Source organism: Mesorhizobium sp. M0968, assembly GCF_040319065.1.
Lineage (GTDB): Bacteria > Pseudomonadota > Alphaproteobacteria > Rhizobiales > Rhizobiaceae > Mesorhizobium.
In genome coordinates this window covers 183,960-195,449 of sequence record NZ_JAMYNL010000004.1, presented here as the reverse complement: position 1 = coordinate 195,449, position 11,490 = coordinate 183,960, and the positions used below count along the sequence as shown (strand labels likewise).

14 protein-coding genes are annotated in these 11,490 nt (G+C 60.1%); 5 read left to right on the top strand and 9 right to left on the bottom strand.

From position 1 onward, the window contains the following. Positions 1–169: 169 nt before the first annotated feature. Positions 170–1,318, bottom strand: a complete 1,149-nt coding sequence (locus NKH67_RS08905) for an efflux RND transporter periplasmic adaptor subunit (protein ID WP_352472293.1) — start codon at positions 1,316–1,318, stop codon at positions 170–172. A gap of 62 nt (positions 1,319–1,380) precedes the next feature. Next, a complete protein-coding gene (locus NKH67_RS08900) occupies positions 1,381–1,989 on the bottom strand; it encodes a TetR/AcrR family transcriptional regulator (RefSeq protein ID WP_352472292.1) in 609 nt (202 codons plus the stop codon). Positions 1,990–2,393: 404 nt separating this feature from the next. On the opposite strand from NKH67_RS08900, the gene NKH67_RS08895 reads away from it, so the two are divergent. Next, positions 2,394–2,948 carry a tetratricopeptide repeat protein gene (locus NKH67_RS08895; RefSeq protein ID WP_352472291.1) on the top strand — a complete coding sequence of 185 codons (555 nt, stop codon included), beginning with the start codon at positions 2,394–2,396 and terminating at the stop codon, positions 2,946–2,948. 192 nt (positions 2,949–3,140) lie between these two features. Here NKH67_RS08895 and NKH67_RS08890 read toward each other — a convergent pair whose 3' ends face one another. Genes NKH67_RS08890 through NKH67_RS08880 form a run of 3 tightly spaced genes read right to left on the bottom strand, consistent with a single transcriptional unit; the run spans position 3,141 to position 5,406 of the window. Beyond that, positions 3,141–4,781, bottom strand: a complete 1,641-nt coding sequence (locus NKH67_RS08890) for an acyl-CoA synthetase (RefSeq protein ID WP_353030607.1) — start codon at positions 4,779–4,781, stop codon at positions 3,141–3,143. A 47-nt stretch (positions 4,782–4,828) separates the two neighbouring features. Continuing rightward, on the bottom strand, positions 4,829–5,143 hold the full coding sequence (locus NKH67_RS08885; RefSeq protein WP_352472289.1) for a type II toxin-antitoxin system RelE/ParE family toxin: 315 nt from the start codon (positions 5,141–5,143) through the stop codon (positions 4,829–4,831). A 17-nt stretch (positions 5,144–5,160) separates the two neighbouring features. Beyond that, positions 5,161–5,406 carry a type II toxin-antitoxin system ParD family antitoxin gene (locus tag NKH67_RS08880; RefSeq protein WP_353030605.1) on the bottom strand — a complete coding sequence of 82 codons (246 nt, stop codon included), beginning with the start codon at positions 5,404–5,406 and terminating at the stop codon, positions 5,161–5,163. A 146-nt stretch (positions 5,407–5,552) separates the two neighbouring features. Here NKH67_RS08880 and NKH67_RS08875 point away from each other — a divergent pair, with 146 nt between their 5' ends. From NKH67_RS08875 to NKH67_RS08860, 4 genes are all read left to right on the top strand, one after another. Next, positions 5,553–6,518 (top strand): sugar-binding transcriptional regulator, encoded by a 966-nt coding sequence (locus NKH67_RS08875; RefSeq protein WP_352472287.1) that lies wholly within the window; start codon positions 5,553–5,555, stop codon positions 6,516–6,518. Between the two features lie 81 nt (positions 6,519–6,599). Then, complete coding sequence (locus NKH67_RS08870; RefSeq protein WP_352472286.1) at positions 6,600–8,654, top strand: bifunctional aldolase/short-chain dehydrogenase; 2,055 nt, start codon at positions 6,600–6,602, stop codon at positions 8,652–8,654. Between the two features lie 75 nt (positions 8,655–8,729). After that, positions 8,730–8,987 (top strand): type II toxin-antitoxin system RelB/DinJ family antitoxin, encoded by a 258-nt coding sequence (locus tag NKH67_RS08865; protein WP_352472285.1) that lies wholly within the window; start codon positions 8,730–8,732, stop codon positions 8,985–8,987. Between the two features lies 1 nt (position 8,988). Continuing rightward, a complete protein-coding gene (locus NKH67_RS08860) occupies positions 8,989–9,261 on the top strand; it encodes a type II toxin-antitoxin system YafQ family toxin (protein WP_352472284.1) in 273 nt (90 codons plus the stop codon). Between the two features lie 18 nt (positions 9,262–9,279). On the opposite strand, the gene NKH67_RS08855 is transcribed toward NKH67_RS08860, so the two are convergent. The 4 genes from NKH67_RS08855 to NKH67_RS08840 all read right to left on the bottom strand — a co-directional run bounded on the left by NKH67_RS08855 (position 9,280) and on the right by NKH67_RS08840 (position 11,454). Next, a complete protein-coding gene (locus tag NKH67_RS08855) occupies positions 9,280–9,729 on the bottom strand; it encodes a GNAT family N-acetyltransferase (protein WP_352472283.1) in 450 nt (149 codons plus the stop codon). Beyond that, positions 9,726–10,001 carry a DUF4440 domain-containing protein gene (locus tag NKH67_RS08850; RefSeq protein ID WP_352472318.1) on the bottom strand — a complete coding sequence of 92 codons (276 nt, stop codon included), beginning with the start codon at positions 9,999–10,001 and terminating at the stop codon, positions 9,726–9,728. Before NKH67_RS08850 ends, NKH67_RS08855 begins: the two co-directional genes overlap by 4 nt. A 10-nt stretch (positions 10,002–10,011) precedes the next feature. Then, complete coding sequence (locus NKH67_RS08845) at positions 10,012–10,158, bottom strand: hypothetical protein (protein WP_352472319.1); 147 nt, start codon at positions 10,156–10,158, stop codon at positions 10,012–10,014. 240 nt (positions 10,159–10,398) lie between these two features. Beyond that, entirely contained in the window at positions 10,399–11,454 is a 1,056-nt protein-coding gene (locus NKH67_RS08840; RefSeq protein WP_352472282.1) for a substrate-binding domain-containing protein, read from the bottom strand. Positions 11,455–11,490: the final 36 nt, after the last annotated feature.

Here is an 11,490-nt window from a genome sequence, read left to right as displayed (position 1 = left end):
CTTTCGCATGCCCAAGGAACTTCCGATGTGGGCTTCCGGGCGGCGTGGCTTTCCGAGTTGAGAGATCTGCATCGCGGTGGGACGCGAGGATCGACGTGGGGGTTACATCGACCTGAGATCTCGAAAATCGGGGGCGCCTGCCGCCCGGAAACCGTGAATTGCCTGGCCGTCAGCGCAAGCGCCTTGCAGCGTCATCGGCCGACGCCGACTGTTGCGCTGCATCACCGGTCAGCTTGACTTTCAGATTCTCGGTCATGAACTGCGTGCCGGCGGCGACGACGACGTCGCCCGGCTTCAGCCCATCGGCGACGCTGACGCCGTCGGGGGTGAAGGCGGCGACCTTGACCGGATGCGCATGGACGGTCCCGCCGTTGCGGTCGACTGTCCAGACGATCGATTGGCTGTCCTTCTGCGCCAACGCGGCCAGCGGGATCGACACCAGCTGCTGCCGGTTGTCCACCGCGGCTTCGATGGAGGCGGTCATGCCTAGCAGCACGCGAGGATCGTTGGGCAGGCTGACGCGAACGGCAAAGGTGCGCGACTGCGGATCGGCGCTGCCGGCGACTTCGCGGACCTTGCCGTCGAGCGTCAGCGCCTCATCGGACCAGAAGCCAGCCTTGACGGTCTTGCCCGGCTTGAATTCGGCAATATCGGTTTCCGGAACAGCGATCAGGACTTCCTTCTCGCCGTCGATGGCAACGGTCACCACCGGCGTGCCGGAGCCGACAACCTGGCCGACATCGGCGGCAACTGATGTGACGATGCCGTTCTTGTCCGCCTTGAGATCGGTATAGCGGACCTGGTTCTGTGCCTGGGCAAGCTGCGAGCGGGCGGAGTCTCGCGTGGCGACCGCCTGATTATAGGCGAGCGTCGCCTGCTCGAGCTGCGACTTCGGGGCGAAATTCTTGGCGTAGAGCTGTTCGGCCCGCTTGCGCGTAAGCTCGACTGTCTCGACCTGACGGTCGGCAGCATCGAGGCTGGCCTGAGAGCTTCTCACCGAAAGCTCGTAGTCGGTGGGATCGATGCGGGCGAGAACGTCGCCCGGCTTGACGCGGTCACCGATGTCGACAAGGCGCTCGGTGATCTTGCCGTTGATGCGAAAGCCGAGATTCATCTCGGTGCGGGCGCGCACCGATCCGGAATAGGAAAGCTGACGGGTATCGCTTGCCTTGGCGATCTCGACCACCTTGACCGGGCGGATGATCTCCTTGACCTCGGCTTTCTCCTGCGAGCAGCCGGCGAGGCCGAGAGCGGCAACGATAATCAGTGCCAGGCCGGCGGCCGGTCGCCTGTAGGTGATGGACTTGGACAAAGACACTTTTCGTACTCCCGAACTGTGGAGATGAATTGCCGACATCACCGCCCGACGGGCGGCAATGGTCATTTCTTCAAGGCTCTGATGGCAAACTCGGTAAGCTCGTCCGGCGTCGCCCGGTTCTTCTTGGCGAGGCACTGGGCCATCATCTGCGGATGAGAGAGGCTGATAATGGCAGCGCCGAAACACCGGGAAGCGATCACCGGATCCTGATCGGCGAACTCGCCGGTGGCGATGCCCTCGCGGATCACGTCAGCGACCAGGTCGTGGATGCGGTCGATGTGCTTTTCGATGACATGCCAGTCGCGCTCGATGGCGACGATGACCATCTCGTGCACCTTCTCCTGGTCGATCATGGTTTCCAGCGTCCACTGATAGTGCGTATGCACGTAGCGGCGGAGCTTCTCGCTGGCGGTGCCGGAACCATGGCAGGCTTCATAGCTCAACCGGTAGCAGGTCTCGAGCATACGGCCGCAAACCGCCTGGTGGATTTCCACCTTGGAGGCGAAGAAGCGGTAGATGTTGGCGGTCGACATGCCGAGTTCGCGCGCTATGTCGGCGACGTTGGTCTTGCCGTAGCCGTAGTGGCGGAACAATCGCTCCGCGCAATCCAGGATGCGCGTGACATTTTCCTGGCGGGCGGAATCGGCGGTGGTGTCTAGGGTTTCAAGCATCTCGTTGGCCAAATTTACGACTGACGAATTTAGAATTTCGTCACTCGTAAATTGAAAACCATCACCTGTCAAGCCGCGATTTTGGCTATTAGTGACAGATGGTGACATCGTCCGAGGGGAGTCCGCTTGTGAAGGCGTGGCCTGAGAGTGGTTCTCGAGCCATCTGCTAAGCCCCCCGGAGCGCCTACAGCCTCGCATGTTCTTTGGGCCCGCAAAGACGCTGTGGTACTTTGATTTCCGTATGGTGTTTTCCGAAATCGGTTCTGATTTCGACTTAATGGGCGCATACTGAATTCAAGCGCAACGTCGGTTCAGAAGCCCCCACTGGTAGATGTACCGGCCCAATTGATATTGATGAAGTCACGATACCCGGATCGCAGACGACCAAAGTGAGAGAGAACCGTATGTCTGACGAGGATATTCATTTGTTGCAGGCTAAGCAGGCACTCGGGAGAGGTGATATGGGGACAGCGATATCGATACTCTTAGATGCCATGAAGTATGACGTTAAGAAAGCAGCCGCCGCGTATTCACTGGGCATAGTTTATGATATGCGCGGCACCTGTCAGAACATAGACTTAGCTATGAAGTATTATTCGATATCAGAATACCTTGGCAGCGATCTCGCGACATACAGAATTGGTGGCATCCAACATAGAACCGGAAAAGCAGCTGAAGCATTGGAAACTTTTAAGAAAATTTCGGACAAGAGCCCGTCGGCGGCGTACTGGTGTTATAGACTGACAAAAGAGATGAACCCATCCAATCCGGAGGTGGACGTATTTCTATACAAAGCTGCGTCATTGGGGCATGTTCTTGCGAAAAGGGACATTTTATTGGAGGGATTGAAGGGAAAAAATGGGCTAAAACGCATTTTTGCGTCTGCCTTTAGCATCGTAGGATTGTTTCTTGAAGTTAAATCTGCAGTCGCAAAGAAAGATGAGATGTTGTACCAATAAGCTCTAGACATTTCCTATCAGTTCTCGTTGCGAATAACTTCATTTCGAGCGGCTGTACTTCTCTGGAGCAAGTTTACCGATTAATATTTGAGCAGCCCTTACAACTCTCCAAAGAGTCAATCCGCGCTCAAGGCGGCACATGATCGCGCGAACCGAACAGCAGCAGGGTTCGCAGGCGATGGTCTGAACTACCTAAGGCTGCTTTGCCATCTCCCGCAGCCGGAACTTCTGGATCTTGCCCGTCGAAGTCTTCGGGATTTCCGCGAAGATCACCGCTTTCGGCACCTTGAAGCGGGCGAGCAGCGCGCGGCAGTGCTCGATTACCTCCGCCTCGGTCGCCGCCTTGCCCGGCTTCAGCTCGACATAGGCGACCGGCACCTCGCCCCATTTGTCGTCGGATCGGGCGACAACGCCGCAAGAAGCGACGGCGGGATGCTTGTACAGCGCCTCCTCGACCTCGATCGAGGAGATGTTTTCGCCGCCGGAGATGATGATGTCCTTGGAACGGTCCTTGAGCTGGATGTACCCGTCCGGGTGCATGACGCCGAGGTCGCCCGAATGGAACCAGCCGCCGGCAAAGGCCTCGTCGCTCGCCTTGCGGTTCTTGAGATAGCCTTTCATGACGATGTTGCCGCGGAACATCACCTCGCCGATCGTCTCGCCGTTGGCCGGCGTCTCTTGCATCGTCTGCGGGTCCATCACCGTGAGGCCTTCGAGCGCGGCATAGCGTACGCCTTGCCTGGCCTTCTTCGCCGCCCTCGCCCCTTTCTCCAGCAGGTCCCACTCGCCATGCCATTCGTTGACGACGGCCGGGCCATAGGTTTCGGTCAGGCCGTAGAGATGGGTGACGGCAAAGCCCGCATCGGCCATGCCCGACAGCACCGCCTCGGGCGGCGGCGCCGCGGCGGTGTTGAAGGTGACGGTCTGCGGGAACTGCCGCTTGTCCTCGTCCCTGGCGTTGATCAGCACCGACATGACGATGGGTGCACCGCAGAGATGGGTGACGCCGTGATCAGCGATGGTGTCGTAGATCGGCTTCGGCCGCACCCAGCGCAGGCAGACATGGGTGCCAGCCTGCACGGCAAGCGTCCAGGGAAAGCACCAGCCGTTGCAGTGGAACATCGGCAACGTCCACAGATAGACCGGGTGCTTGCCCATGCCGGCATGGATGGTGTTGGCATAGGCCATCAGTGCCGCGCCGCGATGGTGGCAGACGACGCCCTTCGGATTGCCTGTGGTGCCGGAGGTGTAGTTGAGCGATATGGCGTCCCATTCGTCGTCCGGCATCGACCAGGCGAAATCCTCGTCACCGTCGGCGACAAACGCCTCGTAGTCGAGCGTGCCGATCCGCTCGCCCTTGGCATAGGGCGCATCGGCGGCATAGTCGGGATCGTCGTAATCGATCAGCAGCGGCCTGACCTTGGCCAGCGTCAGCGCTTGCCGAACCACGCCGGCGAATTCGCGGTCGACGATCAGCACCTTGCTTTCGGCATGATCGAGCTGGAAGGCAATGACGGCGGCGTCGAGGCGGGTGTTGAGCGAATGGAGCACCGCCCTGGTCATCGGCACGCCGAAATGCGCCTCCAGCATCGGCGGTGTGTTGGACAGCATGACGGTGACGGTGTCGCCCTTGCCGATACCGCGCTTCGCCAGCGCCGAGGCAAGCCTCAGCGAGCGCTTCCAGAAAGCGCGATAGGTCGTGCGCTGGCGGCCATGGATGATGGCGGTCTGGTCGGGAAAGGTTTTTGCCGCCCGCTCAAAATAGGTCAGCGGCGTCAGCGGCTGGTGGTTGGCCGGATTCCTGTCGAGGTCCTGTTCGTAGGGATTGCCCATCCCGTCCTCCGCAATGTCTGGTCGAGCCTTCTTACCACCTTCGCCCATTACTTGGGACGCCCCTCCCCGCCCTCACCCTCCGGCCACAAAGCGTCGATGTCCCGATGCCCTTCCACGATATTCGCCACTTCGAAAAAGTCGCCATTATAGCGGAAGAAAATCACGTATCCCCTGAAAGCGAAACTTCGGACGTCCGGCCGGAGTTCGGGACGAGCACGACCAATCGTCGCCGGCAAGCTCGCCAGATCACGGCATTTCTGGCGCAGAGCATCCACAAAACGCCCGCCAATAAACAGGCTGCCGCTTTCACGAGTGAGGTATTCAAGGATATTGACCAAATCTGCTTGTGCCGACGGCAGCATGCGCAGCCGTGGCACTCCTAAAAGCCTTCCCTTGCGAGTTGCTTGGCCTTGGCTTCCAAGGCGGCGTCAATATCCTGCTCAGCGGCTTCGCCGCCTTCAGCAAACGACTTGTCCACCATGGCACGGAGCGCCTTCAGCTTTTCCTCGCGCTCTTCGATAAGGCGCAGGCCCTCGCGCACGACTTCGCTGGCAGAACCGTAGCGGCCGCGCTTGACGATGTTGGAAACAAAGGTTTCCCAACGCTCTCCCAGTGATACGTTCATTGTCGGACCTCCTGATCGGTTTATTGTACCGAGATAACAATAAATGCGCAATTACTGACATCCGGAATGCCAGGTGTCGGATCAGATGCGCAGCCTAAGGTTTGACTTTTGTCGAGAGCCGTGAATAATGTCAGCGAGGAGATGGCATGGCGATCCGACCGGCAGAACAGCTTATCCACAAGGCCGCCTGGCTTTACTATGCACACGGCCTGCGCCAGGACCAGGTGGCCAGCCAGCTCAAGATTTCCCGTGCCTCGGTGGCGATGTATCTGCGCAAGGCGCGCGAGACCGGCATCGTCAACATCTCGACCTCGACCCAGCTTTTCACCGACGACGTGCTGGCGCGCAAGCTCGAAGACGCACTGCAACTCGACGCCGTCTGGATAGCGCCGGAAAACGGCTATGTCGCCGACCCCTCGACCGACATCGCGGTGCTGGCGGCAAGCGTCTTTCTCGAGCTGGTCAGGAAGGGCGACCGTATCGGCGTCGCCTGGGGGCGGACCATCTACACCATCGCCGACATCATGTCCTATGCCGATCTGCAGGACGTCACCGTGGTGCAGCTCTGCGGCAATCTGGGCGCCCCCTATTCGTACCGGCCGGACCAGTGCACCATGGAAATCGCGCGCCGGCTCAACGCCAAGGGGCTGAATTTCTACGCGCCGCTGGTGCTGACGACGGAAGAACTGGCTCGCGGCCTGCGCGCCGAGCCGGTGATCCGCGAGCAATTGTCGGGCATCGGTGAGTGCGACCTGGCGCTGTATTCGGTCGGCTCGGTGGACACCGACAGCCATCTGGTCAAATGCGGCGCGCTGACCGAGAGCGAAATGGCTGCATTGCGCAAGGCGGGTGCGGCCGGCGTCATTGCCGGGCAGATCATCGACGCCCGAGGCCAGGCGCTCGACTGCAGCTACAACCGCCGGCTGATTTCGGCAGAGCTGTCATCGCTGCGCAGTATCGAAAAGCGCCTTGTGGTGGTGCAGGAGGACAGCAAGTTCGAACCGCTCGTCGCGGCGATCGCCGGCGGGCTCTGCACCCATCTGGTCGTAGGCGCGCGCATGGCGCGACGGCTGCTCGACCATGCCGGAGCAGCAGCAAAAGAGGTCGCCTGATACCTAGAGCCGCCGACGCATTGTCATCAAGCCGTCGCGGTATTCCTGTTCACAATAAAAGAGAAATCGGACGAAGCTGACATGAAGAACCTGTGGAATGACGGCGAGGCGGAGAAGCTGGTCGCCGACTATGCAAAGAAGGGTGTGGCCCGCGACCTGGCGCTGCGCGTCTATACGACCAGGCTGCTGGGCGGCGAGCCGCGGCTCGTCCTCCATGGCGGCGGCAACACCTCCTGCAAGACCAGGGCCACCGATCTCGTCGGCGACGAATGGGACGTGCTCTGCGTCAAAGGCAGCGGCTGGGACATGGGCGTCATCGAGCCGCAGGGCCTGCCGGCGGTCAAGCTCGGCGCGCTGTTGAAGGCGCGGTCGCTCAAGAAGCTCTCCGACGAGCACATGGTCGCGCTGCAGCGGGCAAACCTCATTGATCCGTCCTCGCCCAACCCTTCGGTCGAGACGCTGCTGCATGCCTTCCTGCCGCACAAATTCGTCGACCACACGCATTCGACGGCAATCCTGGCCATCGTCGACCAGGAGGACAGCGAAGCGCTGAGCCGCAAGGTGTTCGGCGAAAAGATGGGCTTCGTGCCTTACATCATGCCGGGCTTCGATCTGGCCAAGGCGGCCGCCGATGTATTCGACGCCGATCCGACGGTCGAAGGCCTGATCCTAGACAAGCACGGCATCTTCACCTTCGGCGACGATGCCAGGCAGGCCTACGACCGGATGATCCACTATGTGACCGTCGCCGAGGATTTCATCGCCGGGAACGGCAAGCCGCGCACCGAAAAAGTGGCACTGCCGGCCAGGCTGGCGAAGCCCGCGGAGATTGCGCCGATGCTGCGCGGCGCAGTGGCGGTGGCACGCGGCGAAGGCCGCTTCGACCGGATGATCAGCGATTTCCGCACCTCGGATGCGATCGTGGATTTCATCAATTCGGCAAAAATTGCCGACTATGCCGGTCGCGGTGTGTCGACACCCGACCTGTCGATCCGCATCAAGACCGGACCGATGGCATTGCCGGCGCCCGACGCGGACAAGGTCGGCGACTACAAATCCGTCATCCGCCAGCATGTCGAGAAATTCGCCAAGGACTATCGCGCCTATTTCGAAACCAATGATGCGCTCGACGACGTGAAGCGCACCATGCTCGACCCGATGCCGCGGCTGACGCTGGTGCCCGGCCTCGGCATGTTCGGCCACGGCCGCACGCTGAAGGATGCGAAGATCGCCTCCGACGTCGGCGAAATGTGGATCGAGGCGGTACGCGGCGCCGAAGCCGTCGGCGATTTCCGCCCGCTCTCCAAAGCCGACCTGTTCCCGCTCGAATACTGGTCGCTCGAACAGGCCAAGCTCGCCGCCAACAAGCCGAAGCCGCTGACCGGCCAGGTGATGCTGGTCACCGGCGGCGCCGGCGCGATCGGTGCTGCCACGGCAAAGCTGTTCGCCGACAACGGTGCCCATGCGGTCGTCGTCGATCTCGATGGGTCAAGGGCTGCCGAGGCGGCAAAAAAGGCCGGCAACGGTTCGATCGGCATTGGCGCCGACATCACCGAACCGCTGCAGATGCGCGCCGCCTTCGACAAAGCGGTCGAGGTCTACGGCGGCCTCGACATTCTTGTCTCCAATGCCGGTGCTGCCTGGGAGGGCCGGATCGGCGAGCTCGACGACGCCACCTTGCGCAAGAGTTTCGAACTCAATTTCTTCGCCCACCAGTCGGCGGCGCAGAATGCCGTGCGCATCATGCTGGAACAGGGCACCGGCGGCGTGCTGTTGTTCAATACCTCCAAGCAGGCGGTCAATCCGGGGCCGAAGTTCGGCGCCTATGGCATTCCCAAGGCGGCAACGCTGTTTTTGTCCAGGCAATATGCCCTCGACTACGGCGCGCATGGCATCCGCTCCAATGCCGTCAACGCCGACCGCATCCGTTCGGGGCTGTTGACCGACGCCATGATCGCCAGCCGCTCGGGCGCGCGCGGCGTGTCGGAGAAGGAGTACATGTCGGGCAACCTGCTCGGGCAGGAAGTGACGGCAGAAGACGTCGCCCAGGCCTTTCTGCATCAGGCGCTGGCCGAGCGGACCACCGCCGATGTGACGACGGTCGACGGCGGCAACATCGCGGCTGCGTTGAGATAGCCCCTGATCGGGATCACTCTTGCGAAATTGGTATTTTGTAGCTACATTGTGGCTCAGACCTCAAGGAGTCACAACATGGCAACGGATACCGTGGTCCGCGCTCGGATCGATACGGCGACAAAGGATCAGGCAACGGAGGCCTTGGCGGCAATGGGATTGTCCGTTTCCGACGCCATTCGCCTGCTGCTGGTCCGCGTCGCCGCCGACAAGGAATTTCCCTTCCCGGTGAAAGTGCCGAACGCAACGACTCGAAAGGCCATGACCGAATTGGAACGTGGCAAGGGCAAGCCTTTCGCCTCGGCCGATGAGTTGTTCAAGGATTTGGGAATGTGACGTGCTGACGCCCGTTCGCTCTGGGCAATTCCGTCGCGACGTGAAACGTGCGGAGAAGCGGGGCAAAGATCTTGGCAAGTTGCGCGAACTGCTAGGCCTCCTGCTCGCCGGAGATGAGCTACCGGCGAGCTATAAGGACCACTCGCTGAAAGGCGATTGGAAAGGCTTTCGTGACGCTCACATAGAACCGGACTGGCTCTTGATCTACCGAGTTGCCGGCGATGAACTCCAGCTAGCTCGCGCCGGCTCCCATTCCGATCTGTTCAACGAATAGCCGAAGCTGTCGCGAAACTTAGGAATTCTGCGACTGGAAAGGGAACGAGAAGCGATACACGTTGCTCTCCCGCCGCTCGAAACCAAGTTTCTGATATAAAGCGTTGGCAGCCTTTCGCGACGGGCGGGAAGTTAAGTCCACTGTTCTTGCGCCAGCCTCTTGTGCCTGCCTCAGCGCTTCTCGTGTCAGGGCTTCCGCGAAGCCCTGACCTCGATGACCAGCGTCAACAACGACATCTTCAATTATAGCCCTGATCCCCGTAGGGATTTCGAAGAGCACGAGCGTCAACATGCCAACGTAGGCACCCTCTTCCGAACGGGCTACGAGAAGAATAGTAGCAGGCGATTTTACGACCCTAGTGATGCTGTCGAATGTTGGGGTGGCTGCCGTCGTTGATAGTTGAGACACCAATTGGGAGATCGCTTCCGTCACGGTCGGAGTTGCCTCTGTCAAAACCTCAATCTTCACAAGCTACCTCTCCGAGGTTCGCAAATATCCGAAACTGACGACACATACGGAACAATCGTTCCTTGATGGAAGAGCATCTGCCATCGCCCATCAAAAAGCTTCCAGATCGAACTCCGAAGAGTCCTCCTCTCAGGCGTCCCCCCATCTGATCGGCGGATACTACGATATAGAACCAAGACAGCATCCGCCGCGATGGGCTTGACGGCGAAATCACGGATTTCAGGTAGAGTGGCTCTGCCCGAGTGCGTTTCTTGGAACAGAGAATCAATCACTACAGCTTTGTCATAAACCCGCCAGAACTGCCAAAATCCAAGAAATTTCCCCCAAAAATGGGGAGACGGCGTCCCGGGAAGAACGAACCTCTGGCCAGTGCAATTGCTGTTCGATCTGCTTAAAGACTTCAACATCAATCTCATTCGCTGACATCATCAGCCTTTCGCAAAACTCCCGATAAACCGATACTTTCGCGCATGATTTTTGCAACGTTGCAAAATCGGAACTGGCGACAATTAAATCCGGCAAACCCGCGGTGAAAACATCTTCGGCAAGACAAGAAGAGCCGCCTGCAACACCCTGCAGCAGGCGGCTCTTGGTTCCGAGTACGCGTCTAGTTCCACATGTCCGCCAAAGGCTTATAGCATTGTCCGCTCTTTCCTTTTGCTTGAAACGCTACTTCGCGTTCGGGTTCGGCATCCAGGTCGGCATCGCGACATCGGCATGGGCGAATTGCGGCAGCTTGGCCGAGAGGTCCTCCATGTTCTTAATGTCCTTGTCGAGCAGATCCTTCTGGGTGATCAGCGTCGGCGGCACGATGACGTTGTGGCCGGGATCCTCGCCGGCCAAGAGCTGCGCCAGCGCACGCACCGAGACCTGGCCGACGACGGCCGGGTTGGTGGCGGCGGTTGCCGCCCAGGCGCTGTCCGGCTCGCGCATCGCGGCGATATCCGAGGTCGAGATGTCGGCCGAATAGATCTTGATGTCCTTGTTCAGCCCGGCCTCGTCGACCGCGATCTTCACGCCCTTGGCGAATTCGTCATAGGGCGCGAACATCACCTTGATGTCGGGATGGGCCGATAGCACCGAACGGGCCTGGTTGGCGACCGAATTGGCGATCGGATTGTCGAGCGTGCCGAACATGGCGGCTTCGTTGATGCCCGAATATTTCTTCTTGAATTCGACCCAGGTCTCGTTGCGGCGGTCGAGCGGCGCGATGCCGGCGACATAGACATAGCCGGCCTTCCAGCTCTCGCCATTGTCCTTGACCGCCTGTTCGAGCGCCAGGCGCGCGAGGTCGCGGTCGGACTGTTCGATCTGCGGGATCTTGGGGTTTTCGACATTGACGTCGAAGGCGACGACCTTGATGCCGGCGTCGACCGCACGCTGGGCGGCGTCCTTCATCGATTCCGTCAGTCCGTGCTGGATGATGATGCCCTGGACGCCGAGCGCGATAGCCTGGTCGACCATGTCCGCCTGAAGCGCCGCGTCCTGGCGGCTATCGAGCACGCGCAGGTCGACACCGAGCGCCTTGGCCTGCGCCTCGACGCCGGAAAGGTAGGCCTGGAAGAAGTCGCCGGTCGAGAGATAGCGGACCAGCGCTATCTTGACGGCACCCGGCTTGTCGAACGGCGCCGGCCTGTCCTGCGCTATTGCCGGCATCTGCATCAGCAATGTTGCGCCGGCAAGCCCGAGCGCTGCCTTCCCCAAAAGCCTTCTTGTGATGTTCACGTCGTTTCCTCCACTTGTTGAACCCAAAATATGACC

Excerpts from the sequence above, each read along its gene's own strand:
- NKH67_RS08885 (WP_352472289.1), bottom strand. The coding sequence starts at position 5,143 with ATGCTGCCGTCGGCACAAGCAGATTTGGTCAATATCCTTGAATACCTC.
- NKH67_RS08900 (WP_352472292.1), bottom strand. The coding sequence starts at position 1,989 with ATGCTTGAAACCCTAGACACCACCGCCGATTCCGCCCGCCAGGAAAAT.
- NKH67_RS08895 (WP_352472291.1), top strand. The coding sequence starts at position 2,394 with ATGTCTGACGAGGATATTCATTTGTTGCAGGCTAAGCAGGCACTCGGG.
- NKH67_RS08865 (WP_352472285.1), top strand. The coding sequence starts at position 8,730 with ATGGCAACGGATACCGTGGTCCGCGCTCGGATCGATACGGCGACAAAG.
- NKH67_RS08880 (WP_353030605.1), bottom strand. The coding sequence starts at position 5,406 with ATGAACGTATCACTGGGAGAGCGTTGGGAAACCTTTGTTTCCAACATC.
- NKH67_RS08845 (WP_352472319.1), bottom strand. The coding sequence starts at position 10,158 with ATGATGTCAGCGAATGAGATTGATGTTGAAGTCTTTAAGCAGATCGAA.
- NKH67_RS08870 (WP_352472286.1), top strand. The coding sequence starts at position 6,600 with ATGAAGAACCTGTGGAATGACGGCGAGGCGGAGAAGCTGGTCGCCGAC.
- NKH67_RS08875 (WP_352472287.1), top strand. The coding sequence starts at position 5,553 with ATGGCGATCCGACCGGCAGAACAGCTTATCCACAAGGCCGCCTGGCTT.
- NKH67_RS08890 (WP_353030607.1), bottom strand. The coding sequence starts at position 4,781 with ATGGGCAATCCCTACGAACAGGACCTCGACAGGAATCCGGCCAACCAC.